The 26,456-nt window shown below is 43.1% G+C and carries 20 protein-coding genes, 1 tRNA gene and 2 pseudogenes; 7 read left to right on the forward strand and 16 right to left on the reverse strand.

Annotated elements, in window-relative coordinates:
• Window position 1: 1 nt before the first annotated feature.
• Window positions 2-121, reverse strand: a pseudogene (locus LIZ66_RS13815) (helix-turn-helix domain-containing protein); the annotation flags it as partial.
• 335 nt (window positions 122-456) lie between these two features.
• Between LIZ66_RS13815 and LIZ66_RS13820 the strand changes: the two are divergent.
• Window positions 457-927: an ABC transporter substrate-binding protein gene (locus LIZ66_RS13820; RefSeq protein ID WP_227200932.1), complete on the forward strand. Its 471-nt coding sequence runs from the start codon at window positions 457-459 to the stop codon at window positions 925-927.
• A gap of 184 nt (window positions 928-1,111) precedes the next feature.
• Here LIZ66_RS13820 and LIZ66_RS19475 read toward each other — a convergent pair whose 3' ends face one another.
• Together LIZ66_RS19475 and LIZ66_RS13830 are read right to left on the reverse strand one after the other, a co-directional pair.
• Window positions 1,112-1,339 (reverse strand): type II toxin-antitoxin system MqsA family antitoxin, encoded by a 228-nt coding sequence (locus LIZ66_RS19475; RefSeq protein WP_059070111.1) that lies wholly within the window; start codon window positions 1,337-1,339, stop codon window positions 1,112-1,114.
• A gap of 5 nt (window positions 1,340-1,344) precedes the next feature.
• Window positions 1,345-1,656 (reverse strand): DUF4258 domain-containing protein, encoded by a 312-nt coding sequence (locus LIZ66_RS13830; protein WP_195589140.1) that lies wholly within the window; start codon window positions 1,654-1,656, stop codon window positions 1,345-1,347.
• A 206-nt stretch (window positions 1,657-1,862) separates the two neighbouring features.
• Between LIZ66_RS13830 and LIZ66_RS13835 the strand changes: the two genes are divergently transcribed.
• Entirely contained in the window at window positions 1,863-2,057 is a 195-nt protein-coding gene (locus tag LIZ66_RS13835; protein ID WP_227200936.1) for a hypothetical protein, read from the forward strand.
• 2 nt (window positions 2,058-2,059) lie between these two features.
• Here the strand turns inward: LIZ66_RS13835 and LIZ66_RS13840 are convergent, their stop codons facing one another.
• Complete coding sequence (locus LIZ66_RS13840; protein WP_227200931.1) at window positions 2,060-2,635, reverse strand: GNAT family N-acetyltransferase; 576 nt, start codon at window positions 2,633-2,635, stop codon at window positions 2,060-2,062.
• Between the two features lie 27 nt (window positions 2,636-2,662).
• Entirely contained in the window at window positions 2,663-3,295 is a 633-nt protein-coding gene (locus LIZ66_RS13845; RefSeq protein ID WP_227200930.1) for a GyrI-like domain-containing protein, read from the reverse strand.
• Between the two features lie 208 nt (window positions 3,296-3,503).
• On the opposite strand from LIZ66_RS13845, the gene LIZ66_RS13850 reads away from it, so the two are divergent.
• Window positions 3,504-5,462, forward strand: coding sequence for a recombinase family protein (locus tag LIZ66_RS13850; protein ID WP_227200929.1), 1,959 nt, complete (start codon window positions 3,504-3,506; stop codon window positions 5,460-5,462).
• Window positions 5,437-6,009, forward strand: a pseudogene (locus tag LIZ66_RS13855) (ABC transporter substrate-binding protein); the annotation flags it as partial. The gene LIZ66_RS13850 and the pseudogene LIZ66_RS13855, both read left to right, overlap by 26 nt.
• 101 nt (window positions 6,010-6,110) lie before the next feature.
• Here LIZ66_RS13855 and LIZ66_RS13860 read toward each other — a convergent pair.
• The 6 genes from LIZ66_RS13860 to LIZ66_RS13885 form a co-directional block, all read right to left on the reverse strand.
• Window positions 6,111-7,151 (reverse strand): LacI family DNA-binding transcriptional regulator, encoded by a 1,041-nt coding sequence (locus tag LIZ66_RS13860; RefSeq protein WP_118582645.1) that lies wholly within the window; start codon window positions 7,149-7,151, stop codon window positions 6,111-6,113.
• A gap of 81 nt (window positions 7,152-7,232) precedes the next feature.
• Complete coding sequence (locus LIZ66_RS13865; protein ID WP_118582642.1) at window positions 7,233-7,946, reverse strand: YesL family protein; 714 nt, start codon at window positions 7,944-7,946, stop codon at window positions 7,233-7,235.
• Window positions 7,947-8,106: 160 nt separating this feature from the next.
• Window positions 8,107-8,964 carry a carbohydrate ABC transporter permease gene (locus LIZ66_RS13870; protein WP_226815327.1) on the reverse strand — a complete coding sequence of 286 codons (858 nt, stop codon included), beginning with the start codon at window positions 8,962-8,964 and terminating at the stop codon, window positions 8,107-8,109.
• A gap of 3 nt (window positions 8,965-8,967) precedes the next feature.
• Window positions 8,968-9,885, reverse strand: a complete 918-nt coding sequence (locus LIZ66_RS13875) for a carbohydrate ABC transporter permease (protein WP_118582639.1) — start codon at window positions 9,883-9,885, stop codon at window positions 8,968-8,970.
• Window positions 9,886-10,089: 204 nt separating this feature from the next.
• Window positions 10,090-11,445, reverse strand: a complete 1,356-nt coding sequence (locus tag LIZ66_RS13880; RefSeq protein WP_204453968.1) for an ABC transporter substrate-binding protein — start codon at window positions 11,443-11,445, stop codon at window positions 10,090-10,092.
• An 87-nt stretch (window positions 11,446-11,532) separates the two neighbouring features.
• A complete protein-coding gene (locus LIZ66_RS13885; protein ID WP_118582633.1) occupies window positions 11,533-13,476 on the reverse strand; it encodes a glycoside hydrolase family 127 protein in 1,944 nt (647 codons plus the stop codon).
• A gap of 849 nt (window positions 13,477-14,325) precedes the next feature.
• Here LIZ66_RS13885 and LIZ66_RS13890 point away from each other — a divergent pair.
• The 3 genes from LIZ66_RS13890 (at window position 14,326) to LIZ66_RS13900 (ending at window position 17,780) form a co-directional block, all read left to right on the forward strand.
• Window positions 14,326-15,225: a damage-control phosphatase ARMT1 family protein gene (locus tag LIZ66_RS13890; protein WP_118582630.1), complete on the forward strand. Its 900-nt coding sequence runs from the start codon at window positions 14,326-14,328 to the stop codon at window positions 15,223-15,225.
• A 135-nt stretch (window positions 15,226-15,360) separates the two neighbouring features.
• Entirely contained in the window at window positions 15,361-16,473 is a 1,113-nt protein-coding gene (locus LIZ66_RS13895; RefSeq protein WP_118582627.1) for an ABC transporter ATP-binding protein, read from the forward strand.
• Window positions 16,474-16,697: 224 nt separating this feature from the next.
• Window positions 16,698-17,780 (forward strand): PucR family transcriptional regulator, encoded by a 1,083-nt coding sequence (locus LIZ66_RS13900; RefSeq protein WP_173735058.1) that lies wholly within the window; start codon window positions 16,698-16,700, stop codon window positions 17,778-17,780.
• A gap of 293 nt (window positions 17,781-18,073) precedes the next feature.
• Here LIZ66_RS13900 and glpK read toward each other — a convergent pair whose 3' ends face one another.
• The 5 genes from glpK to LIZ66_RS13925 form a co-directional block, all read right to left on the reverse strand.
• A complete protein-coding gene (gene glpK / locus LIZ66_RS13905; protein WP_227200928.1) occupies window positions 18,074-19,582 on the reverse strand; it encodes a glycerol kinase GlpK in 1,509 nt (502 codons plus the stop codon).
• A 911-nt stretch (window positions 19,583-20,493) separates the two neighbouring features.
• Complete coding sequence (locus LIZ66_RS13910) at window positions 20,494-21,396, reverse strand: undecaprenyl-diphosphate phosphatase (protein ID WP_227200927.1); 903 nt, start codon at window positions 21,394-21,396, stop codon at window positions 20,494-20,496.
• A 301-nt stretch (window positions 21,397-21,697) separates the two neighbouring features.
• Window positions 21,698-24,913 carry a carbamoyl-phosphate synthase large subunit gene (gene carB / locus LIZ66_RS13915; RefSeq protein WP_227200926.1) on the reverse strand — a complete coding sequence of 1,072 codons (3,216 nt, stop codon included), beginning with the start codon at window positions 24,911-24,913 and terminating at the stop codon, window positions 21,698-21,700.
• Complete coding sequence (locus tag LIZ66_RS13920) at window positions 24,913-25,989, reverse strand: carbamoyl phosphate synthase small subunit (RefSeq protein ID WP_118584285.1); 1,077 nt, start codon at window positions 25,987-25,989, stop codon at window positions 24,913-24,915. The genes carB and LIZ66_RS13920 overlap by 1 nt, the downstream gene beginning before the upstream one ends.
• A 236-nt stretch (window positions 25,990-26,225) precedes the next feature.
• Window positions 26,226-26,309, reverse strand: a tRNA-Leu gene (locus LIZ66_RS13925).
• Window positions 26,310-26,456 lie beyond the last annotated feature (147 nt).

The following is a 26,456-nucleotide window of genomic DNA, read 5'->3' on the forward strand; positions in this document are numbered from 1 at the left end:
GGGAAACTCCATTTTCCCACTTATTCACCGCCGGAGTGGTTACTCCCAGACGGTTTGCCATTTCTTCCTGCGTGTAACCTAATTCTTTTCTATATTTTTTAATCACATTTCCAATATTCATCATATTTTTCTCCTGAGTCAAGCGGATATTCCAGGTCCGCTTCGCTACTTGCTCATAACCGAATGCTGCTTCGCAGCTTATTCGGTTAAAATTCCAAAAGCTTTTGTGATTAAAGCATAGCAGAATTGACAGATGAGCACAATTGAATTGTTGTTAAATACATTTCATATTTTTTAACTGTTAGGAAAGTTAAAAATTCAATTACAAATTTTATCAGAAAAGGCAGGTAAATAACTTTTCTCGACCCTCTTTTTAAGCTTTGCAATATACTTATTACGAACATCTTTCCCATATTTTGCATATCCTAACAGCAGAAGTCAAAAAGGAGTCTCTGTATGAAGAATAAAAAATGGATCTCACTGGCAGCAGCTGTGATTCTTGCAGTAACTGCACTGCCAGCCACAGTCTTTGCTGCAAAGGATGGAGAATCAAAAGAGGAGCTTACAAAGGTTACCTTAAACGAAGTGGCACATTCAATTTTCTATGCACCGCAATATGTGGCGATTGAAGAAGGGTATTTCGCAGAGGAAGGGCTGGATCTGACACTTGTCACAGGATTTGGTGCGGATAAGACTATGACTGCTGTCATTTCCGGAGAAGCTGATATTGGATTTATGGGGGCCGAGGCATCTATCTATGCCTATCAGGAAGGTGCCACTGATCCGGTTGTGAATTTCGCACAGCTCACCCAGAGGGCTGGAAACTTCCTTGTGGCAAGGGAAGAAATGCCGGATTTCTCATGGGATGATCTGAGAGATACGAGAGTTCTTGGCGGTCGTAAGGGTGGCGTACATATATCCATGTAAATTATGAGACGATTGTGGTTTTGTGCAACTGGGTGGATGGGATGAATAGTGCGAAGAATGTATAAAAGAAAAAGGGGAGGGGCCTTAAGCACCCTCTCCCGATTGCAGGCTTCACAAGTTTCTGCAATCTGATCACTGATGAATACTATATTCTACTAAAACGCAATAAAAATATAGAAAATTATTAAGCTACCTGTGGATAGTCAATAACTGCGATTTCCTGCATTAATTTTTTCGCCATATCAACAATTAATTCAAGGCGTTCAGCAACTTCGTCTGTATAGTATTTTTCGCCACACTGATCACATTCAAGGCATGGAACATTTTTGATTACGATAATACAATTTTTATAATTTACGACGTGCGTTGTTGTGCTATTGACAGTTGTACTATTCTTACAATACATACACATATCCATCACCTCTTTCTTCGAGTTTTCAAATCATTTTCAAATTTCTTTGTGTCTGGGTAATATGCGGTTATGATATATATATTTATATTATCACATCCGGCGACAATATGCAAAATCCGGCCATTTACATTATATCCAAAAATCAGACAACTGGGATTTGGATAGTCATCAGGATAATCTTCTATAATTTCTCCGGTTGCAATTCCATTTTTTACATCAGCACGACTGATATCTCTTTCCTGCATCCGTTGCAGACAATGCTGTGTCCAGAGTATTTTTGACTCTGAACATAATTTCTGATATATATCTAAATTCATTCGCTCCCTCCTTAATTTTTGCTGTAATGTATATGTATTATACAACAATTTTATTGCTGATAGCGCCTCAAAAATATTTACAAGTCAGGTAAAAAGAGGTCAGTTAAGCCATTCAGGTCGTGAACGATAAAATTATTTTAAAGTGGACAGACACAAAAACTGTCCACTTTTTATATGATAATGATAGAAAATTTAACAAAAAGGATGTGATAGCCTTGCGTAAACCAACGTATTATCTCTGGCGCAGCGACTTCTCCTCGCAGGAAAAATTTGAAGCTGAATGTAAGAAATATACGGATAGTGGTTTCCGGGTTGTCACATTTCTGGATGGGAACTCGGATGCCGATATTCACAATGGTATCAAAGCAATGGTTAGAAATCACTGGGATGATATATCATGATTTCAACAAGCTGGAATTTGCTGCAATACCCAATCTTCTCTTTTTAGAATGTTTACCTCATTTTCTTCCGTTGTACCGAATGCTGTCTCATAGGTATCAAATGCATAGTGCTTGAAACCACTTTTTTCCTGAACTCTATGAGATTGCTCATTCCACAAGAAGTGACCACAGAAGATTACATCAAGATTAGCGTTCTCAAAGAGAAAACGAATTACTTCTTTCAACGCTTCCGGCATCAAACCTTGTCCCCAATATTCTTTGCTCAGAACATAGCCTATCTCACGGCATTTCTTATTTTTAAATTCCGGGAAGTGAGTTTCATTGTATTTTTCGATCCCAACAGAACCTATTACTTTGCCCTGATATTCGAGTGCAAATGTTTTCTTATGGCTAATGAACATATCAAGAATAATCTTAGATTCTTCCTTGCTTTCATGAGGCTTCCAACCCGCCATTTGCCCGACTCCATCTACTGAAGCGTAGGAATAAAAGTCATCAAGGTCGGATTGCCGCCACGGGCGAATCAACAAACGCTCTGTTTTTAGGATAACATTACTTATATCTATTTCAGGATTCATAATATTTTACTCCTCTAAATTTCGATTTCACGCTTTCTTAATTGGATGTCTAATTACAGTTTTCCATTTTTCCGGGGCAACCTTTCTTGCATCAGACATATAAATCTCGTGGTGCAATCTATCTTTGTTAATATCATTCACATACCCATTTTGTTCTAAATAAGTATCCATAAGCGCAACGGTTGCTGGCTCATCATCAAAAGAACCTATGTGCATAATTTGGACGCATAATCCTTCATCAATCGTAAGATACTCTGCGGATGAACAATCGAGTTTCTTCTTTTTTGTTGCTGTTTCTACCGCCCAGTCAAAATCAGCTTTAGAAATGAAATCAGGCAGACGAATGACAGAAATCCAGTTAAAAGCAGATTTATTTGTATAATCTACACCCTCGACATCGTCCTGCCACCAAAAGCCTTCCAATGGCGGGACAACATATTCAAAAAAACCTTCAATTTTATAATCTGTCTTGTAACTCATTTTTAATGTGTATGCAACAGCATATAAAACACTAATCGCTTGTTGATATGCACCGCCTTCTTCGTTTGGATTGCCTTTACCTCTGACTGCAATGTAATTAGCCTTCGGGACATTTACAATCTCTGGTTTTTTCTTCGGCATATAAAATTCTTTATATTCTTTCTTAAAATCAAAAGCCATAACTACCTCCGTCAAATTTCCAAAATCTATTAAATATTTTCTTAAAATCATATCAAATCTCACATGTTTTCGCAATCTATCATCAATATCAAATATTTCATATGTTTAAATTCCTTCAATTTGACTATATACTTTTTCTTACCCATTATATATATAATAAAATTACATAGTGCATAACATTTGTATTTACATTTAGAAAGGAACAATTATGAATGCAGGATATGTCCGTCTCTCCAGAGATGATGAAAAGAAAAATTACGTTTCCATAGAAAATCAGAAGCTGATCATCAGTCAATATGCCGATGATCATGGTGTAAAAATTGACCGCTGGTATGAAGATGATGGAATTTCCGGTTATATCTTTGACAGACCGGGATTTCGTCAAATGATGGCAGATCTGGATAAAGAGATTGATACCGTATACGTCAAAGACTTCTCCCGTCTTGGCAGACATAACGCAAAGGTGCTTCTGCTTCTGGATGAGTTTCAGGAACGTGGCAAACACCTGATCGTCATTGATGATAATTATGATTCTATGGATTCCAGTGATGACACCATTGGTATCAAAACCTGGTTTAATGAAAGGTATGTGAAAGATACCAGTAAAAAGATCAAACGAGCCATCGGAGCAAGGCAAAAAGAAGGAACTTTGATCACCAGACCGCCTTTTGGATACCGGCGCAATGAAAAAGATAAGACGATTCTGGAAATCGTACCAAAAGAAGCAGAATATATTAAGCAAATTTACGACTTATATCTTTCCGGTTCCGGCTATCGAAAAATCGCCACGTATCTGACAGAACATGGTGCACCTACACCTTCTATGATCCAGCGGGAACGCGAAATCGAAGAGGGAAGATTATCCAAAAGGCTGGTCGCTTCCAAATGGTCGGATGCCATGATAAAAGAAATCCTGGACAATGATTTTTATATTGGAACGTTCCGGCTGAAAAAGCGTGCAAGGAATACCGTTCATGGAAAGGACAAACGTGTCCCAAAGGAAGAACAATGTATTTTTGAAAATCATCATCCGGCGATTATTGATAAAGCAACCTTTTCACTGATGCAGGAATTAAAAGAAAAGCGTAACTGCACGAATTATCGTGGAAGCCGGGGACAATGGCTTGGTTCAGAGATTCCCCATCCCTTCGGAAGCTGTCTGTATTGTAAGGACTGCGGAAGTCGTCTTACACCAATTAAGCGCCAGACATCCAGCAGGGAACGGAAATATTATATCTGTACGACATATAATACCAAAGGCAGACGTTATTGCTCCAAGGCTCATCTGATTGAAGAAGATAATTTGATGGAGGATGTTCTGACTTATATCAAAATGTGCAGAAATGCACTCTGTGAAGTCATTGCTACCTACGATTTAAAAGATTTTGAAGCTGAAAAGAAAACAGTAGAGGAAAAACGAAAGGAACTGCATGGAGAAATATCTGACCGAAAAAATCAGTTAAAAGTTTTACTCACACAAAAAGTAAAAGACCTGGCTACCTCTTCCGGAAATGAGGATTTGATTCATGAGACTTATGATTCCATGCAAAAAGATTTACTGGCTCAGATTCATGGTCTTGAAATGCAGTTAAAAGAGCTAGCCGAAACTGCAATCGAAACACCGGATGTAAAAGATACATTACGGAATGCTCTTGATGTCGTAGATAAGATTATTGACGGGGGAACACTTGACCGCAGGGATATTGAACTACTCATAGAAAAAATTGTGGTAGACGAAGATGGAATGCCGGAAATAACTTTAAAATATGGATTATCTAATCTGATCAGCTACAGCCCTGCCAATGAAATGAACCGCAGGGAAAATACGATCATTGCCATTGTGCTGATGTTGATTGCCGAAGATACGCGTGGCTACACATCCGCCAAATATCTGTCCGAACATATCACAGACCTGGGATTCAAAAAGACAAAGCAGAGTATTCTGCCATATATTGAACTGGCGAAAAGCCTTGGCATTCTGGAGCCTACCGAAAACTCGCTGAAACCATACAGAATCGTAAAAGCAAAAAAAGAAATCACATTGCTTGCCAGTGACTATCTGCCAGAAACGTTTAATTTATCTGCAGAAATGACTGCAAAACAGCTATCGAACGGATATTTACATTGTGTTACAGACGACAGGTGGCATGCCGGAAATGGTATTTGAGTATATTTTAAAGAATCATAATATTGATCCGGCGTCGGATCTGGAAATCGACCAGAGTATTGATTTTGGTTCCACTGCAGCTGCATTTACCGGTGACATGTCGGCAGATTTTACTGTTGAATTTGAGCCTTCTGCAACCGCCCTGGAAAAAGAAGGAAAAGGCTATGTAGTGGCTTCTCTGGGCGTGGATTCCGGCTATGTCCCCTATACCTCTTACAGTGCAAAGACCAGCTTTCTTAACGAAAACCCACAGATTATCCAGAGCTTCACAAACGCCCTTCAAAAAGGCATGGACTATGTACAAAGCCATTCCCCTGAGGAAATTGCGCAGGTGATTTCCCCTCAATTCCCGGAAACAGATATGGATACCCTTACCACAATTGTCAAGCGTTATTATGAGCAGGATACCTGGAAAGAGAATCTGATATTCGAAAAAGATAGTTTTGAACTTTTGCAGGATATTCTGGAGAGTGCAGGAGAATTATCTGACAGGGCAGATTGTGAAAACCTGGTTACAACTGCATTCGCTGAAGCTGCGATTTCTTAAAAAAGTTGCTATTTAATGTGCTGGTCGTTATTCCGGACGCATTTGGACAATGCGTCCCTCCTGAAGAATTTTTCAACACATTAAATAGCAAATACCGTTCTCTATGCCTCCACCGCATTCACCGACTCCCGAATACAAGGAATACACTCCACAAAGCAATTTCCATTATCCAACTCCACTTCTTCTTTTGTCAGAATCCCAATAATGATCTGACAGGCTTTATAGCCAATATCATGAAGAGGAAGAGCCATGGTAGTAAGCGGCGGCTTTTCATAGCATGCCATTTCACGGTTATCATAGCCAGCCACAGCCACATCTTTCCCAGCATGAAGCCCAAGCTCTTCCAAACGGTCATAGGTTCCACCAGCCATGAAATCATTCATACAGAAAATAGCTGTTGCACCCTTTTCCAAAAGAATATCCGTGTTCTCATAGCCACTCTGCCGATCCCAGTCCCCATAAGTAACCATATCCGGATCATAGAGAATCCCTCCTTCGAACAAAGCCTTCTGGTAGCCCTCCAGACGGGACTGGGTATGAATACTCTCCTTCTTACCTGCGATAACACCAATTTTCCTGTGTCCTCTGGAAACAATATAACTGACCAGATCATGGGCACCTTTGATATCCTTCACCACTACAGATGGGATTTTCCCACTGCCAGTAAAGCCATAAGCAACTACCGTTGGAATGGGCAGATCCTCTGGGATAATATCGATCAGGCGCTCATGGGCAGCCACATAAATAATTCCTTCGACCTGCTTTGCCAGAAGCTTCTGGAACTCCTGACGTACAATTTCTTTGTGACGGTTATCACGGTAATAATTATCCTGGAATTTCTTATAAAGACGGAGATTTACAAGAAGAATCTGGTAATCAGCTTCCTCACAGTATTCCGTAATGCCGTCGATAATATCAGGAAGAGCAAAAACTGTCATATCTTCTGCAATAACACCGATACTTCTGGTGTTTTTGGTTTTCAGATTTTTGGCAACATAATTAGGCGTATAATTCATCTCGCGAATCACCTTCTCTACACGCTCCCTGGTGGCATCACCAACGCTGCCTTTATGATTTATAATATTGGAAACAGTCGCAACTGATACGTTACAGGCTTTTGCAATTTCTTTTATGGTCGGCATGGAACTTCTCCCTCCGGTTTTTTTATTAATTCTTTCTATCACAATCTTATCATATTTTATTCACAGCCACAATCGCCATCTCTACTCCCCTGCTCTTCTACTTTGTAATTTTTCAAAGGGCTGCAGCACCCTTCGCTCCACGGCCCTGTCCACACAGGCATATATCACCATCTGCGGAAAAGAAACGCCGATCGTAAGCAGCAGAAACAGAGAATATGGTGCCAGTGCCAGCAAAATTCCGCCGGCAATTACCACAGTGATTACGATCACCATACTCAGCTTCCATTCCAATACCATAATGAGAAATGTATTTTTCAGCAATACCCCCACGCCAAGGTCTAACATAGCGGACATTACAAAATAATATCCACCAATAAGTATGGCAAAGATCATTACACCAATCCCACACCCAATCAGCACATCATGGGTAGTTCCCTTGCCGAAATTTCCAGCAAGACTGAGCAGATAACAGGAATAGAATCCCAGAGCGCCGGTGAGCACTCCCGCCGGAAGATTTTTCAGAATATCAGACTTAAATTCTTTCCAGTAATCCTCCAGGGAAAAACCATATCCTACCCGGTAAATCGCCGAAAGATAACGGTTCAGTGCTGACAGAGCTGCCGGAATCGTCACGATTGGAATACAGCACAAAAGGAACAGCACATTTGCCCCAACCAGTCTGCCGGCGTAATTCCAGAGTACATAACCAACTCTCTTCACACCGCCCTTTGGCGTCTCTTTCTCCTTATCATTATTTCCCTGATACCAGTCCATGAATCTTTTTGTCAGTCTCATATGCTTTTCCTCAAAATTACTGCCTGATTACAGCCTCTTCATACACCCCACAAAGCATTGTCTTAGAGCGTGTTTGAAAAAGAGGCTTTTTACATCCTCATTTTAAATTTCGTACAGGCAGGACCACCGCCCTGCCTGAAAATGTTAATATTGTTATAATTTAATTTTTCATACCAGTCAGCACAATTCCTTCCACAAAGCTCTTCTGCCCGAAGATATAAATCACAATACCAGGAAGGATTGTCATAAACGTGGCTGCCAGTGCCACCGGCCAGTTAGTTCCGAATGAGCCGGTAAAGTTGGTCAGCGCAATGGCAAAGGTAAATTTGCTCATGCTGTTAATGTAAATGATCTGCTGAAGCAGGTCGTTCCATATCTGGATGAACAGCATCATTCCAACTACAACTACCGCCGGTTTAATTGAAGGAACAAGAATTGTCCATAGGATTCTCATTCTTCCAGCCCCGTCAATGGAAGCCGCCTCATCAAGTTCCTTTGGAATCGTCATCAGAAACTGCCGGATCAGGAAAATGTTGAAAAAGCCACCACCTGTTAAGAACGGCAAGATCAACGGCCAATATGTATCACCCAGTCCCATTCCCTTTGTCCAGAAAATATACAGAGGAATCAAGGTTACCATTCCCGGAAGAAGAATCGTGCCAACACAGATGTTGAAGATCAGCTTTTTCCCGCGGAAACGAAGTCTTGCAAAGGCATATCCGCAAAAAATCGCAGTGATGGTACCAAAGGTAACTGCCGGAATGATAATGGTGAATGTGTTCTTAAAATAAGTCCAGTACTCAAAAGTCTCCAGCGCTTTGGAATAGTTTGACCAGAGCCACTCATGAGGAATAAAGGAAGGCGGATATTCATTCAATGCTGCCGTGCTCATCAGGGAAGAACGGAAAATCCACCAGATGGGAAGAAGTACCAATGCAGCCAGAATCAGTACAATGAAAAACGCCAGAACATTAAAGGCTTTTTCTTTTTTCTTTCTGCTTGCCATTTTTCCAGCCATTTCTCATTCCCCCTCTCCGAAAATCTGTTCTTTCTGCGTCTTAAAGAGTACTGCCGTAAAAATTCCAACCAGGATAAAGAAGATCACAGAATAAGCAGCTGCATATCCCAGTTTGTTTTTCTTAAATGCATAAAGATAAATAACATAGGACATAAACATGGACTTTTTTCCTGGGCCGCCATCTGTAAGAGCCAGCGCCGGGTTAATAACCTGCAGGTGTGTGATCAGGGCAGTCAGCACGTTGTAAAAAATAATCGGGGAAATGCTTGGAATGGTAACGTTCCAGAAGCGCTGCCATGCATTTGCACCATCAATTTCCGCTGCTTCCATGTAAACCCGCGGTACATTCTGAAGTCCTGCAAGGAAAACCACGATCAGGTTGCCGCTTGTCCAGATTGCAATTACTACCAGGGAAGGTACTACCTGACTCGGACTGTCCAGGAATCTCTGAGGTTTCAGTCCCACCATTCGAAGGACAAAGTTAAAAAGTCCGAAGTTACCTTCATATAACCATTGCCATCCTTTGTAAACACCGATTGCAGGCAAAAGGTATGGAATGAAGAAAACAGAACGGAATAATGTCCGTCCCCATATTTTCATATTCAAAAGCAGGGCTACCAGAAGAGAATAGATAATAGCGCCTACCACAGCCAGAAGAGCGTACAAAATTGTCGCTTTTATAGAATCTGCGAAATAAATATCTTTTGTAAAAATACGCTGGAAGTTCTCCAGACCTACAAACTCCGGTGAGGAAAGACCATTCCACTTAAATACGCTTAAAACAAATACTGCCAGTGTCGGCAGATAACTGATCAGACTTACTCCAAGGAATGCCGGTATCAGACAGAGATAAGCGGTCCTTTCTTCTTTTCTACCGGCCCTTGATGTCACTTTTATTTTGTTTTTCTTATTTGCTTTCATGCCCGCACCTCTTAAAAGGGAGCTGACCGGTATCTGTCAGTAATATGAAATAATATCCTTGGACAGTAACCGGTCAGTCCAGTTGCTTTTCCTATTTTTCAGCAGATTTTCACTGCTGCTTCATGTTACCTATTATCAGTAACTGTTTCGTTCACTATTTTGCTATAAAATAACCAGCTCTAGAGCCTGTATGAACAGCTCCGATCAGCCATTGTTCTCAGCAAAGATATCCTGAAGCTCTTCCAGGTTCTCGTTAATCGCTTCTTCCATGGTCTCCTCACCAGCCCATACGCTGGAGAATACAGAATCAAGTGTGGCGTTGAACTCTTCAGTTCCGTTTACATAATACCAGGAGGTAGATTGTGCGTTGTTCATAGCATAATCCACAACTGCGCTCTTGTACATGTCTTTATCCGGATAGTTCGGGTTGTTGATCCATTTATCTGTTTTCTCAGGATCTGTGTACCAGGAATCCAGGATCGGCATCCATGTTCCAGCCTCGATCAGGGACCAGGAATTCTCTTCCTGATAATACCATTTCAGCCATTCCATAGCTTCTTCCGGGTGCTCTGTTGTGGAGAATACCACGTTTGGTCCACCAGTACAGATAGTAACTTTTTCTTTCATGTAAGGCAGAACACCTACACCGTAATCAAAATCAGCGCTTGGTCCAAGGAAGGTGCCGACGTTCCATGCACCGTCTGTTGCCATAACCACCTTTTTGCTTCCAAGGGAGGATTCCAGAGCATTAGCAGCACTTGTTACAGGAGGTGCGCAGTGGTAAACGTCTGACAGATCTGCGATTCTCTGAAGTGCTTCTACCGTTTCCGGAGAGTCAATGGTGCATTCAGAGCCATCTTCGCTGTAATATCCGCCGCCATTGGATTTTGCCCATACTTCCAGCTGCCATGGCAGTGTGTTAATGGTACATCCGTAAATATCTACATTGTCCGGATCAAAATCAGGATCCAAAGCATTCTTTCCATTGATATCCAGAGTCAGCTTCTGTGCTGTCTGGACAAAAGTATCCCAATCCCATGCATCCTCAGCATCTGCCGGAGGAGTCACCTCTGAAGGATCGATTCCCTGCTTCTCACAAACCTCTTTCAGAAGATCGTTGTTGTACCAAAGGTTCAGAACTTCGTTTGCTGCAGAATATGCAACTGGTGTGCCGTCGTAACGGAATGTCAGACAATCCAGAGGTTTGGCATCGCCTTCACCATACATAGAGCTGATGTCTGCAAGAAGTCCGTTCTCTGCAAATTTCAGCACGCCGGCCTCACTCATAATACCGGTATCCGGAAGCTCACCAGCTGTAGCCATGGCATTCAGCTTGGTAACGTAGGTATCGTGATCGATCTTCACTACTTCTACTTCGATCTTGTCCTGTTCGCTGTTGAACTTATCAGCAACTGCCTGTGTAGCTGCTGTCTCAGTTTCATTTCCCCACTGTGCATATGTGATCTTTACTCTGTCACCATCTGCTGCAAAAACCGGAACTGCTGCTCCAACCATCATTGTACCTGCAAGTAAAATCCCCAATAACTGTTTTTTCTTCATACTACTTCTCCTTTTCTTAATCTTATTATAACGGCTTTGCCTGGCCGCTGTAAACATTTACTGTTTTAAAGTTAATCTGTAATACTGTCATATCCGCAGCTTGTGCCATACAAGCATTTCCCCCTGTCCCCGGTTGTTCCACATACAATACGGAACGGCCCGCAGAGAAACTTCTTCTTTTTCCAGCTCTACACTTCCGTACAACTGATTTTCGCCGTCTGCACCTTTGTTTCTTACACGTATTCCTTTATAGGAAAGAGTTGGAACATTTCCTACCAGTTCTTCTGCGGGAGCGTTTTCTTCTATCGAAGTGTTCTCTTCTACAAAAATCTCTGAAAGGAATCTGCCGTTTTCTTTTTCCTCCAGGCAATACACCAGCGGACCTTTCATCAGGGCTGTTTTTCCTGCATCTGCCCTCACCTGGTCATTGGCTCCCATCCATCTGGGAACCACATGGAAATCAATACTGATCCGTGTGTCTCCCGGTGAAATGCAAAGCCTCTGATAGCCTTTGTCAGGCTGCGTTTTTATGGAAATTCCATTCTGCACACATTCCCATTTCTCACTGTACCAGGGAATGCGGATGTTCAGGATTCCTGGTCCGGACGACTGCACCTGGAGCTGAACCTTTCCATCCTGCAAAAGCGTGGAATCCATTTTTATCTTCATACGGCTCTCTTTGATTTCTGTATCTGCTGTAGAGGAGATAAACTGGTTAATATAAACCCCTTCCTCATCTTCTGCGTATATGTACTGTCCCAAAGAAGCAAGGGTTCTTCCCACATTTGGCGGGCAACAGGCAACTCCAAACCATTTCTGCCTTACCGGTTTCACATGCTCCATGTAAGTGTGCTCTGTGCAAAATTCCGGAACCACCTCAAGTGGGTTTACATAAAAGTACCGGTCTCCTGCAATATTGATTCCTGCAATCACAGTGTTATACAACGCTTTCTCTACATAGTCATAATAAGAAGCATCTCCTGTGATGGCTGCCATTCTCTGCCCGAACATCATCACACCGATAGATGCGCAGGTTTCAGAATAGTTGGTACTGTTTGGAAGATCGTAATCTGTAGTAAACCGCTCGCGGAAGCCGCTGCTTCCGATTCCTCCTGTAATGTACATCCGCCGTGTCGTCATGTTCTCCCAAATTCTGCTGCAAGCTTCCATAAGCCCTGAATCGGCATCTTCTCCGGCCAGATCAGCCATTGCGGAGCACATATACATTTCCCTTACTGCATGTCCAACTGCCTCATCCTGCTCTACAGGAGGCTTGTGAGCCTGGGAATATTCCAGATCGTACCTCTCGAACTCCGGAAAAAATTCCGGATGTCCTCTTCCCGCAATTTCTGCCTGCAAATAATTAGGATTCCTGCCCCTCTCCTGGATAAAATACCTGGCCTGCTGAAGATAAATCTTCTTTCCGGTCTCCCGGTAAAGCTTCACCAGGGCCAGTTCAATTTCCTGATGTCCCGGATAACCTCGTTTCTGGCCTTTTCCTGTACCAAACACCCTGCATATGAGATCTGCATTTTTCTTTGCAATATTAAGGATTTTCTCCTTACCTGTAGCCTGGTAATAAGCAACAGCAGCTTCGATCATATGTCCGGCTGTGTACAATTCGTGGCCCTCCACCAGATTGGTCCACTTCTTCGCAGGGGCATTTACGGAAAAATAAGTATTCAGATATCCATCTGGTTCCTGTGCTTTCCCTATCAGATCAATAACCTGATCTGCCAGCTCTTCCAGATGCTCCCCACGGCCACCTGCTATGGTGTAGGCAACCGCTTCCAGCCATTTGTAAAGATCTGTGTCCTGGAAAACAACTCCTTTTCTCTCTCCCTTTTCTTCACCTGCGGCAATACGGAAATTATGGATACAATAGGTAGGCTCTGAATCTTCCAGCTGGTCATTGAGAATTTTCCACTGATGGGGAATGATCTTCTCGCTTACTTTATTCACATATTCCCCAAACAGACTGTCTGTGATCCGGATTCTCTTCAGATCCAACTGTTTCAAGTGTTTTTTCATATTTGCACCTGCCTTTGCCGATTTTAATTAATCGTTTAATCTTCTTTGTAAAAAATAAAAAACCGGATTAATTCCATGTTTTTCTTTTAGTTTACTGGTTTCTCGTTAATCGTTTTACTTATCTTTAAACTGATAGTAGCACGTCAAATGGATTTTGTAAATACTATTTATTTTTTTCAGCTTTTTTTATAGATTATATACTTAATTTTTATGGATTATCACTATATTTTTCGTCTAATTAAACGTTTTTCTATATTATTTTCTCTCTATAATACATTTTATGACATACAACCTTTCAAATAACGTACAAGTTTATTTTGTTACTGTTCGCTCCGTTCGCAGTAACGCGCTTTGCGAAGCACAGAAAGACGAACCTTCTTGTGACAAGCACAAGAAGTAGCGTTTGCTGCGCAAACTTAATTCTCGGGTTTTCTGTGAACTTTGTTCACAAAAAACGCCTCGCGGAACGTTACCAGTGAACAGTGACTTTATTTTTCAAACATTCTCTGGTTCTGTCAGACAATTTCTGCTATAATGTAAGTAATTATGATACCAGTGTCAACAGGTCAAAAAGCTGTTCGTGCTTGCACAATAAGGCTTTTGAACTTGGATGAGAAAGCAGCGATTTACGCAGTAAATCAGCGGATTTCGAATATTTGAAGGATTGCGGGAGCAGCGCAGCTGCGTAGCAATCCGGGTATCAAATGAGTGCCAAAAGACCTTTTGACACTCATTTCATTAATTATAGTTTCTTTCAATGATGTGAATGTCAAAATATCTTTTGCCCTGGCTAATTTTTCAATAATGTTATTGAAAAATTAGCCAGCAACTTATTTTCAGGAGGTACGAATGAAATTAAATTCAAAATGTATGGCCTGTCAGATACGCAAACAGGAAGCAAAAATTCGTCATTTTAACGACGAAGACAGAAAAAAACAATATATGGAAGCAATCCGCCAGCGTTTTGAACATCCAAAGGATGACGACTGCGTTCCAAGCATCTCCACAGAACTGAAGAAATTCTACTGTTCCTTCTGGGGCGTTCCTATGGAAGATTTCACCCGGATCAACAAAGAATATGACCAGCTTATGCTGGATTTGGAAGCTGAGCTTCGTTCCACTATCCGTTATTCAGAAGATCCCTTAAAAGCCGCACTTATTTATGCCCGCACCGGCAACTATATCGACTTTGCGGCGCTTCCGGAAGTCAGCAAGGAAACTGCACTTTCTCTTATTAAAAGTGAAAACAAGGATGATCTTGACGAACAGGAATATCGTCAATTCTGCCAGGATATGAAAAAGGCAGAGAATGTTGTATATATTACCGATAACTGCGGTGAGATCGTTCTGGACAAAATTGCCATCCAGATTCTGAAAAAGATATTTCCAAATATACGGATCACAGCATTAGTACGCGGACTGCCCGCTGGAAATGACGCAACCATGGAGGACGCTGAATTTTGCGGTCTTACTGATGTTGTGCCTGTACTTGGAAACGGAAACGACGTAGGCGGTACCTGGCTTCACGGGATCAGTACCCACGCCAGAGAACTTCTATATAATGCTGACGTGATCATTGCCAAAGGTCAGGGAAATTACGAGACTATGCATGGCTGCGGACTGAACATCTACTACCTGTTTTTATGCAAATGTGACTGGTTTCAACAGCTTTTTCATGCAAAATTACTACAAGGAATGTTCATAAATGAGAAGCGAGCGCCAAAGGCTACTGCTTTTTCGTCAGATTGACAAGAAACTGTTTAAAAGTTTGTACGATTCTGCCCTAGCCCTTTTGGATGGTTTTCGCTATACTAACATCAGATGAAAAAAGCATCGAAACAATTTTGATTATAATAATTAATTTAGAAATTTGGAGGAAAAATCATGGCAAGCTTATCATTACAGCACATTAACAAAACTTACCCGAATGGTTTCCAGGCAGTTAAAGATTTCAACCTTGAAATCGAAGACAAAGAGTTCATCATCTTCGTTGGACCATCTGGATGTGGAAAATCTACAACACTTCGTATGATCGCAGGTCTTGAGGAGATCAGCGGTGGTACATTAAAAATCGGTGACAAGGTTATGAACGATGTAGAGCCGAAAGACCGTGATATCGCAATGGTTTTCCAGAACTACGCTCTGTATCCTCATATGACAGTATATGATAACATGGCATTTGGTCTGAAACTTCGTAAAGTTCCGAAAGATCAGATTGACAAAGCTGTTAGAGAAGCAGCCAGAATCCTTGACCTTGAGAAACTTCTTGATCGTAAACCTAAGGCTCTTTCCGGTGGACAGAGACAGCGTGTTGCTATGGGACGTGCTATCGTTCGTAATCCTAAGGTATTCCTTATGGATGAGCCTCTTTCCAACCTGGATGCTAAACTTCGTGTTCAGATGCGTATCGAGATTTCCAAGATCCATCAGAGACTGGGCGCAACAATCATCTATGTAACACATGACCAGACAGAGGCTATGACCCTTGGTACCAGAATCGTTGTTATGAAAGATGGTGTTGTTCAGCAGGTTGATACACCACAGCACCTTTATGAGCAGCCAGGCAACCTGTTCGTTGCAGGATTCATGGGATCCCCGCAGATGAACTTCCTTGACGCTCAGATTGCTGAAAAAGGCGGCGACCTTATTGCTAAAGTTGGTGAGTATGACATTGTTATCCCAGCAGCAAAAGCGAAAGTTCTGAAAGACGGCGGTTATGTTGGCAAGACAGTTGTTCTTGGTATCCGTCCAGAGGATATTCATGATTCTCAGATGTTCATCGAAGCTTCTCCAAGCGTTCCAATGACATCTACAGTTAAAGTTTATGAGCTTCTTGGTGCTGAAGTATTCCTGTACTTCGATGTAAACGGAACTCAGGTTACAGCACGAGTTGATCCTCGTACAAACTCCAAGACAGGCGATACAATCAAATTCGCATTCGATATGGAGAAATCTCACTTCTTTGATAAAGAGACAGAGCTTACTATCTGCAACTAATATTTAGAAGAATGAATTTAGTTAGGCCTCAGGGGTTTTCCCCTGGGGCTTTTTTGTGGTATACTATGAGCACTTAATGAGCGTAAGCCCACAGGTGCAGTGCGAATTTAGTGCGAATGCACACCCGGACACTTAGCAAGTCCAAGCCACAGACGCCGGACGCGCTTCGTGTGTACGCACACCTTGAGCAAACTTTATTACTTTTCTACTAAAGGAGCACACCTATGAAATTACTTCAGATTCTCCAGAAATGTCTGGAAGACTGGAAGAATATCAGTCATCTGGATTTCTGCCTTGTAAATTTAGATAACACCATTTATATCAGCACCTGCGATAGAGCCCTTCCTTCCGAAGAGAAACTGGAAGAATTTAAGGAAGATGAGGTGCTGTGTATTTCCAATATGAACTGCCGGCTGTATAAAGTGACAGAGAGTCACCAGCTTCAATATGTCCTGATCGTATGGGGAAATGCGGAGGCCGCTTCCACTATCGGGGAACTGGCAGTCTGCCAGATTGAGAGCCTGCTTACCGCTTACATGGAAAAGAGCGACAAAAACGTATTTATGCAGAATCTTCTCCTTGGCTCCTACTCTGAGGTAGACGCTTTTAACCGTGCGAAAAAGCTTCATATCACAACCACTGTACGGCGTGCTGTTTTCCTGGTGGAGACCAAACAGAGCAAGGACGAAAATGCCCTGGCTACCATCCGTAATATTTTTGCAGCTAAGACAAGAGATTTTATTACTGCTATAGACGATTCCGGAATTATTATTCTCCGTGAACTCCAGCCTTCTGAGGATTATTCCGATCTGGATGATATTGCCCATATGCTGGTGGACATGCTGAATACAGAGGCCATGACTTCCGCCTGGGTTTCCTACAGCAATATTGCAGATGACCTGAAGCAGCTCCCGGATGCTTACAAGGAAGCACGTACTGCCTTAGAAGTGGGCAAGATTTTCTATACTGGCAAGAATGTGTTTGGATATAACCGTCTTGGAATCGGTCGCCTGATCTATCAGCTGCCGGTGGAGATCTGCGAGATGTTTATCGATGAGTTTTTCAAAGAAGAAACTCTGGATTCTATTGATGACGAAACACTCGCTACCATCCGCACCTTCTTCGAAAACAACCTGAATCTTTCCGAAACCTCCAGACAGCTTTACGTACACCGAAATACACTGGTGTACCGCTTCGAAAAGCTGCAGAAAAAATTCGGGCTGGATATCCGAACCTTTGAGGATGCGTTAACGTTTAAGTTAGCGATGATGGTGGTGAATTATATTAAGTATAAGAAAGCAGAATAAAATTCCCCCTCTTAAACAATCATTTTTAACTTAACAATTTCTCTTTTAGTGGCTTTTTCAATTTGCCGACTCTGTTCTTCTGTCAGCTGCTGATTCCTATTCAAAGTAACTGTCTTGATCAAAGTAAATGCTACTTTCTTGAAAGACTGTCCATAGAGCAGAAAGGAGATTCTGGGAAACCTGAAATTGCTCTATGGTCAGATCTATTTTCTTTATTATACATGTTAAAGTGGATTTTAAATCACACGTTTATTGTAAAGTGTAAAAATAAATTCCTGATTATGTGGCATTTTTTACTTATATTCTTCTTCATCCTTCGCCCACTCAAACGTACACTTCACAGCCTTCTTCCACCCTTTCAGCTTCTTCTTACGCTCCTCTTCTGTCATCTGTGGGGTGAACTGACGGCCGATCTGCCAGTTGCTTTTTACTTCGGAGGCGTCTTTCCAGAAACCGGTGGCGAGCCCTGCAAGATAAGAGGCGCCAAGGGCGGTGGTTTCGATGCAGCTAGGGCGGACTACCTGAGTGTCGAGAAGGTCAGCCTGGAACTGCATGAGGAAGTTATTGGCGCTGGCGCCACCGTCTACGCGGAGGGCGCTGAGATCAATGCCAGAATCCTTCTCCATGGCTTCCAGAACGTCGTGTACCTGATAGGCCAGGGACTCTACCGTGGCACGCACCAGATGAGATTTTCCTGCGCCTCTGGTAAGACCAAGGATAGCGCCTCTTGCATACTGATCCCAGTATGGTGCACCGAGACCTGTGAACGCAGGAACCACGTATACGCCGTTTGTGTCCGGCACTGACAGACAATATTTCTCAGAATCCGGGGAACTCTCCAGAATTCCCACTTCGTCTCTCAGCCACTGAATAGCAGCACCTGCCACGAAAACACTTCCCTCCAGGGCATATCCCGGTGTTCCGTCTGCTTTCACTGCAATGGTGGTAAGAAGTCCGTTCTTTGACTCTACTGCCTTATCTCCTGTATGCATAAGCATAAAGCAGCCGGTACCATATGTATTCTTTACATCACCTGACTCAAAGCAACACTGTCCGAAAAGAGCTGCCTGCTGGTCTCCTGCCGCCCCGGCAATTGGGATTCTGCCCCCAATCAGGTTCTCATTGGTATAACCATAAATACAACTGCTTGGCTTCACTTCCGGCAGCATGCACTCTGGGATATCCAGGTATTCCAGAATCTCTTTATCCCATTTTCTCTCATGGATGTCAAAAAGCATGGTTCTGGAAGCGTTGGTGTAATCCGTCACATGAACTTTCCCTTTTGTCAATTTCCAGATCAGCCAGGTATCTACTGTTCCAAAGAGAAGTTCCCCATTCTTCGCACGCTCTCTGGCATCTTCTACATGATCCAGGATCCATTTCAGTTTCGTTCCGGAAAAATAGGCGTCCGGAATCAGACCGGTTTTCTTTCGAACCAACTCTGACATGCCGTCTTTTTCCATCTTCTCAATCATATCAGCTGTTCTGCGGCACTGCCATACAATTGCCGGATAAACCGGCTCTCCTGTCTTCTTATCCCACACAATCGTAGTCTCTCGCTGATTCGTGATTCCGATAGCGTGAATATCCTCTGCATCTACACTGATCTTACTCATGGCTTCTGTAGCCACTGAAATCTGGGAGGACCAGATTTCCTTCGGATCATGTTCCACCCAGCCTGGCTTCGGGTAATACTGTTTGTACTCTTTCTGTGCTACGCTGCACATATTTCCCTTTTTATCAAATAAAATACATCTGGAACTGGTAGTTCCCTGGTCCAATGCCATTATATATTTTCCCATAGTACACCTCGTTTACTTTGCTTGAATTATTTATATTATAGCCTATTTTCACATACAAGAAAATACCTTAACTTGTTATTTAATGTGTTGAAAGTTGTTAAAGGCGGACGCATTCGGGCAATGGTGATTGCTCACTCGCCGGCGCAACGCTCCAGCGAACTAACTGCTAACTGCGACTAAATCGTTCAGGAGAGCCTTCACGATTAAGTCTCCGTAAGCAGTGGATTTCGCCTACGCTAAAACCGCGCCTGAAATGGCTCGCTAGAGCAATCACCATTGCCCGAATGCAGTGTACTGGCTGGGACTTATTTGTGCGTAGGAACTTTCGACAGGTGGAGAGGGTGAGTGACTGGTTTCCCTATACTGTATCGGAAACGAAAATTTATGGGAAACTTGCCGGAAATAAGCGGCTTTTACAATTTCTATGAAGTATTTGCACATTTTAAGGGTTGTTTTGCAAACAAAAACTTGACATATTATTTTATGTGTCTTCGATACCCCATTTAGCTGGTTGATACTTCGCAACTTTATTGGTTTTACCTAATCTATCATTGTCAAGAAAGTATTGGGAAACCAATCACTTCCCCTCCCCCTCGTTAAAAGTTCCTAAATAACCTCAGTTCCAGCCGACACACAGCATTTGGGCAATGTGTATTACTCCAGCGAGCCATTTCAGGCGCGCTCTTAGCGTAAGCGAAATCCAGCGCTTACGGAGACTTATGCGTGAGGGCTCTCCCGAACGCATTAGTCGCAGTTAGCGATTAGTTCGCTGGAGCGTTGCGCCGGCGAGTGAGTAATACACATTGTCCAAATGCGTCCCTCCTGAAGAACTTTTCAACACATTAAATAGCAAAAACGCCAGCCTGCAGATTTTCCCCTGCAGGCTGGCGCCGAAATTTCTTATATGTAATTTATGCCAGTAAAATCTTGCCAATAAAGTAAACCAGAACCAGCACACCAAGTACGATTCTGTACCATCCAAATGCCTTGAAATCATGTTTCTTGATATAGCCCATTAGGAACTTGATTGCCAGGATAGAAACTACAAACGCTACCACCATACCGATCACCAGGATCAGCACCTCTGTACCGGTAAATCCAAAACCAAATTTCACAATCTTCAAAAAGCTGGCTCCGAACATAACCGGGATTCCAAGGAAAAAGGTAAACTCAGCTGCAACGGTACGGGAAGTACCAACCAGGATTCCTCCAATGATGGTAGAACCAGATCTGGATGTTCCTGGAATAACGGAAAGCACCTGAAAACAGCCGATGAGAAACGCCGTCTTGAAAGATAAATCTTCCAGACTTGTGCACTGCGGCTCTCTGCCTTTATTATAGTTTTCCACAATAATAAACAGAACACCGTAGACGATCAGTGCAATGGCAACAACCACATAGTTATTAAAATGTTCTTCAATGAAATCATCAAACGGAAGTGCGATCACAATGGTCGGCAGACATGCTACCACAATCTTAAACCACAGCACCCATTTCTCTTTATCGCAGAAGCGCTCCACAAAATTCAGGATCACCTGTGCCCATTTGGGCTTCTTCGCAATAGCCATCTGGGTTCTTCTTGGAAGCTTCTTTATGTAAAAAGGCCACAGCTTATTCCAATACAAAACAACAACTGCAAGGATGGCTCCAAGCTGGATCACAACCAGAAATACGTCCATAAAATCCTGTGAAACATTCAGATGAATAAATTCATCAACCAGGATCATATGCCCGGTGCTGCTGATAGGGAGCCACTCAGTAATTCCCTCAACAATACCCAGGAAAATTACCTTTAAAAGTTCGATAATATCCATTTCTACCCCTTTCTAACTTCAACAAAATGAGGACGGAGACCTGAACTTCTCCGTCCTCTTTAGTATATTACACAACTTTGCTTTCGTAAACTTGTATTTTGCATTTTTCGCAAAATTTAGCCTTTGTTTGTTACTGTTCACTGGTAACGTTCCGCGAGGCGTTTTTTGTGAACAAAGTTCACAGAAAACCCGAGAATTGCGGCGCGAAATCATGCGAATGCATGATTTCTGTGCATCGCGAAGCGCGTTACTGTGAACGGAGTGAACAGTAACCTTTGTTTAATATCTTAGAGCGTGTTTATTACCTTCTTGCGATAGTCGCAATATCAATCAGGCTCAGCTTGTTAGCATCTGTGTTTTCCAGACTTGTTACCAGAGCCTCTGCAGTATCGAGGCTGGTAAGAACATTTACACCTGTCTCAATAGCATTACGTCTGATCACGAAACCATCCTTCTGATGCTCAACACCCTGGGATGGGATATCAATAACCACATCAATCTTATGACCAAGAATCAAGTCCATAAGGTTCGGTGCAGGCTGCTCCAGCTTGTTGGTACGGATCACCTTAACACCATGCTCTTTCAGAGTATTGGCTGTTCCTCTTGTGGCATAGATGCGGTATCCAAGTGCCTCAAATCTCTTAGCGATCGGTACAGCGTCCTCCTGCTCTTCCGGTCTTACAGTCATGATCATGTTCTTATACTTCGGCAGACGAATTCCAGCTCCAAGGAATGCTTTGTAAAGAGCCTCATTGAAGGTCTCTGCAATACCAAGGCACTCACCGGTAGATTTCATCTCCGGTCCAAGGCTGATATCAGCGCCGCGGATCTTCTCGAAGGAGAATACCGGCATCTTGATGGCAATGTGTTTTGCCTCTGGCTGAAGACCAGGCTCATAGCCCATATCTTTCAGTTTGTATCCAAGGATTACCTTGGTTGCCAGCGGTACGATCGGGATTCCGGTAACCTTGCTGATGTAAGGTACGGTACGGCTGGAACGTGGATTAACCTCGATTACATATACATCATCCCCAAGAACGATGAACTGGATATTGATCATACCCACTACATGAAGTGCTCTTGCAAGACGTCTGGTGTACTCTGCAATAGTCTCTTTGGCTTTCTCGCTGATGGTTCTTGCCGGATATACGGAAATACTGTCACCGGAGTGGATTCCGGCACGCTCAATATGCTCCATAATACCAGGAATCAGGATGTCCTCGCCATCGCAAACGGCATCAACCTCGATTTCTTTTCCCATCAGGTACTTGTCAACAAGAATCGGATGCTCCTGTGCAATCTGGTTGATCACACCAATGTACTCTTCCACATCCTCATCGCTTACAGCAATTCTCATGCCCTGTCCGCCAAGTACGTAGGAAGGACGAACCAGAACCGGATAGCCCAGCTCATTTGCTGCTTTCTTCGCTTCTTCTGCGGTAAATACAGTGTGTCCCTTCGGTCTCGGAATTTGACATTTCTCCAGGATTTCATCGAACAGCTCACGGTCCTCTGCAGCATCTACATTCTCAGCAGATGTTCCAAGGATCTTCACGCCCATCTTGGTAAGGGCTTCTGTCAGCTTGATGGCTGTCTGTCCGCCGAACTGAACAACTGCTCCGTCCGGTTTCTCAATATTTACAATATTTTCAACATCTTCCGGTGTAAGAGGTTCGAAATACAGCTTGTCTGCAATATCAAAGTCAGTACTTACTGTCTCCGGGTTGTTGTTGATAATGATAGTTTCATATCCTTCTTTTGCAAAAGCCCAGGTACAATGTACAGAGCAGAAGTCAAACTCAATACCCTGTCCAATACGGATCGGGCCGGAGCCAAGTACCAGGATTTTTTTCTTATCTGGTGTGGCAATTGCTTCATTCTCTGTTCCTTCATCACCGTATACAGAATAGTAATACGGAGTGGCAGCAGCAAATTCTGCGGCACAGGTATCAACCATCTTGTAAGCGGCTTTGATACCAGCCTCTGCGCGGAAAGCTTTGATTTCCTCTTCTGTTTTGCCTGTAAGGCGGGCGATAATGTAGTCCGGGAACTCCATACGTTTTGCTTCCAGAAGAAGCTCTTTGGTAAGTTTTCTGGTCTTCAGGGCATTTTCCATTCCAACAAGGATTGCCAACTTGTCAATGAACCAGATGTCGATCTGGGTAATGTCATGAAGCATGGACTGCGGCATACCACGGCGGATTGCTTCTGCAATCTTCCAGATTCTGCGGTCGTCCACGATTGCCAGCTCATCCAGCAGTTCCTCATCTGTAAGCTGTGTAAAATCGTAGGACATCAGGCTGTCTACATGCTGCTCCAGGGAACGGATTGCTTTCATAAGAGCACCCTCAAAGTTATGGCAGATACTCATAACCTCACCAGTAGCTTTCATCTGAGTGGTAAGGGTTCTCTTAGCTGTGATAAATTTATCAAATGGAAGTCTCGGAATCTTAACGACACAGTAGTCAAGCATCGGCTCGAAACTTGCGTATGTTTTTCCAGTGATGGCATTCGGGATCTCATCCAGTGTATATCCAAGTGCGATCTTCGCTGCAACCTTCGCGATCGGGTAACCAGTTGCCTTACTTGCAAGTGCAGAGGAACGGCTTACACGAGGGTTAACCTCGATAACACAGTATTCGAAGCTGTCTGGTTTCAGTGCGTACTGAACGTTACATCCACCTGTGATTCCAAGCTCTGTGATAATGTTCAGGGCAGAGGTACGGAGCATCTGGTACTCTTTGTCCCCAAGAGTCTGGGACGGAGCAACTACGATGGAGTCTCCTGTGTGGACACCAACCGGGTCAATGTTCTCCATGTTGCAGACAGTGATGCAGTTTCCTGCACTGTCACGCATTACCTCATACTCGATTTCTTTCCAGCCGGCGATGCAGCGCTCTACCAGAACCTCTCCAACACGGGAAAGACGAAGACCATTCTCCAGGATCTCACGAAGCTCGTATTCATTGTGGGCAATTCCACCGCCGCTTCCGCCAAGGGTGTAAGCAGGACGAAGAACAACCGGATAGCCAATGGTATTGGTAAATGCAAGACCATCCTCCACCGTAGTAACAACCTTGGAAGCTGCAACCGGCTCACCGATTTTCTCCATGGTATCCTTGAATTCCTGACGATCCTCAGCTTTCTTAATGGTCTGGGCTGTGGTACCGATCAGTCTTACATTATGCTCTTTCAGGAAGCCTTTCTCATCCAGCTCCATGGCAAGGTTCAGACCTGCCTGGCCGCCCAGAGTAGGAAGAACGCTGTCTGGCTTCTCTTTCAGGATCAGCTGCTCTACCACTTCTACGGTAAGAGGCTCGATGTAAACGCGGTCTGCAATGTCTTTATCTGTCATGATTGTAGCCGGATTGGAGTTCAGAAGAACAACCTCCAGACCTTCTTCCTTCAGGGAACGGCAGGCCTGTGTTCCTGCGTAGTCAAACTCTGCTGCCTGGCCGATGATGATCGGACCTGAACCAATAACAAGTACTTTTTTAATGTCTTTATTTCTTGGCATTATTTATTTCCTCCCATCATATCCATAAATCTGTCAAACAGGTAACTGGAATCCTGCGGTCCCGGGCATGCCTCCGGATGGAACTGTACAGTGAAAATATTCTTTCCAACGTATGCCATTCCTTCGTTTGTTCCGTCGTTTACGTTCACAAATGCAGGATGAGCAATATTTTTCTCCTCAAGGTCCTTGGCATCTACTACGTAGCCATGATTCTGGGAAGAGATGTAAACTCTGCCTGTTGTAAGGTCTTTTACCGGATGGTTGCCACCGCGGTGACCATATTTCATCTTATAGGTATCTCCGCCTGTTGCAAGTGCCATCAGCTGATGTCCAAGACAGATTGCAAAAATCGGAACATCGGAATCGTAAAGTTTCTTTACTTCTTTAATAATAGAAGTGCATTCTTTCGGGTCTCCAGGGCCATTGCTGAGCATGATTCCGTCTGGATGATCTCCAAGGATCTCCTCTGCCGGTGTAAGAGCCGGATAAATGGTTACCTGGCATCCGCGCTTGTTCAGGGAACGGGCAATATTACGTTTCGCACCAAAATCCATGAGGGCTACCTTCGGGCCATTTCCAGGAAGGATTTCTTTCTCACGGCAGGTTACTTTTTCCACTACTTTACCAGTTGTATATGCTTTTAACTTGGGGAGAATTGCGTTTAAGTCATAATTTTCATCCACTGTGATCATACCGTTCATGGTACCTTTCTCACGGAGGATCTTGGTAAGAGCTCTGGTGTCGATTCCTGCGATTCCAGGAATATCATGCTTAGTCAAGAAATGCTGAATGGTATCAACGCTTCTGAAATTGCTTGGAACACGGGATAATTCACGTACGATAAATGCGTCGATCCACGGTCTGGTGGATTCCTGGTCATCATAACAGATTCCGTAATTTCCTATTAATGGATAGGTCATGCATACCGCCTGTCCTGCGTAAGACGGGTCTGTCATTACTTCCAGATAACCGGTCATGGAAGTATTAAAAACAATCTCACTGATGACTTCCCTTGCAGAACCAATGCTGGTTCCTGTAAATACATGGCCATCTTCTAATATCAGAAATGCTTTCATACAATCTCCCTTTCTTATGTCATTTTCTTTCTTATTTTATCCTAAATCTTCAAAATTGTATCATAGCAAAATGCTTTTTTCAACAAAATATGAGCAAAAAAAAATTCTGTTGTGCTGAAAAAAATTGCACAACAGAAAAAAGCTACTGGATCCGAGTCTGAATAAAAGAGACATCCTGTGCCTCACAGCCAACCTTATACGCAACTCTGGCATTCGTAACAAAAGAAAAAAAATAATGCAGGAGATGGGACTTGAACCCACACGATCTTGCGACCACAGGCACCTGAAGCCTGCGCGTCTGCCAATTCCGCCACTCCTGCATTTCTTATGTTTCAATCGCTCTCTCGCGACTGCTTGATTATAATACAACACATTCAGTCAAATGTCAACACTAATTTTCAAAAAAATTTGAAAAATTATGAACCATTTATGATAATGTCCTAATATACCACAAAGGAAAATGTCCC

Origin of the sequence: Blautia faecis, assembly GCF_020554845.1 — a bacterium.
Lineage (GTDB): Bacteria > Bacillota > Clostridia > Lachnospirales > Lachnospiraceae > Blautia_A > Blautia_A faecis.

Coding starts and splice junctions, on each gene's coding strand:
- LIZ66_RS13820 (WP_227200932.1), top strand. CDS start 457: ATGAAGAATAAAAAATGGATCTCACTGGCAGCAGCTGTGATTCTTGCA.
- LIZ66_RS19475 (WP_059070111.1), bottom strand. CDS start 1,339: ATGTGTATGTATTGTAAGAATAGTACAACTGTCAATAGCACAACAACG.
- LIZ66_RS13830 (WP_195589140.1), bottom strand. CDS start 1,656: ATGAATTTAGATATATATCAGAAATTATGTTCAGAGTCAAAAATACTC.
- LIZ66_RS13840 (WP_227200931.1), bottom strand. CDS start 2,635: ATGAATCCTGAAATAGATATAAGTAATGTTATCCTAAAAACAGAGCGT.
- LIZ66_RS13845 (WP_227200930.1), bottom strand. CDS start 3,295: ATGGCTTTTGATTTTAAGAAAGAATATAAAGAATTTTATATGCCGAAG.
- LIZ66_RS13850 (WP_227200929.1), top strand. CDS start 3,504: ATGAATGCAGGATATGTCCGTCTCTCCAGAGATGATGAAAAGAAAAAT.
- LIZ66_RS13860 (WP_118582645.1), bottom strand. CDS start 7,151: ATGCCGACCATAAAAGAAATTGCAAAAGCCTGTAACGTATCAGTTGCG.
- LIZ66_RS13865 (WP_118582642.1), bottom strand. CDS start 7,946: ATGAGACTGACAAAAAGATTCATGGACTGGTATCAGGGAAATAATGAT.
- LIZ66_RS13870 (WP_226815327.1), bottom strand. CDS start 8,964: ATGGCTGGAAAAATGGCAAGCAGAAAGAAAAAAGAAAAAGCCTTTAAT.
- LIZ66_RS13875 (WP_118582639.1), bottom strand. CDS start 9,885: ATGAAAGCAAATAAGAAAAACAAAATAAAAGTGACATCAAGGGCCGGT.
- LIZ66_RS13880 (WP_204453968.1), bottom strand. CDS start 11,445: ATGAAGAAAAAACAGTTATTGGGGATTTTACTTGCAGGTACAATGATG.
- LIZ66_RS13885 (WP_118582633.1), bottom strand. CDS start 13,476: ATGAAAAAACACTTGAAACAGTTGGATCTGAAGAGAATCCGGATCACA.
- LIZ66_RS13890 (WP_118582630.1), top strand. CDS start 14,326: ATGAAATTAAATTCAAAATGTATGGCCTGTCAGATACGCAAACAGGAA.
- LIZ66_RS13895 (WP_118582627.1), top strand. CDS start 15,361: ATGGCAAGCTTATCATTACAGCACATTAACAAAACTTACCCGAATGGT.
- LIZ66_RS13900 (WP_173735058.1), top strand. CDS start 16,698: ATGAAATTACTTCAGATTCTCCAGAAATGTCTGGAAGACTGGAAGAAT.
- glpK (WP_227200928.1), bottom strand. CDS start 19,582: ATGGGAAAATATATAATGGCATTGGACCAGGGAACTACCAGTTCCAGA.
- LIZ66_RS13910 (WP_227200927.1), bottom strand. CDS start 21,396: ATGGATATTATCGAACTTTTAAAGGTAATTTTCCTGGGTATTGTTGAG.
- carB (WP_227200926.1), bottom strand. CDS start 24,913: ATGCCAAGAAATAAAGACATTAAAAAAGTACTTGTTATTGGTTCAGGT.
- LIZ66_RS13920 (WP_118584285.1), bottom strand. CDS start 25,989: ATGAAAGCATTTCTGATATTAGAAGATGGCCATGTATTTACAGGAACC.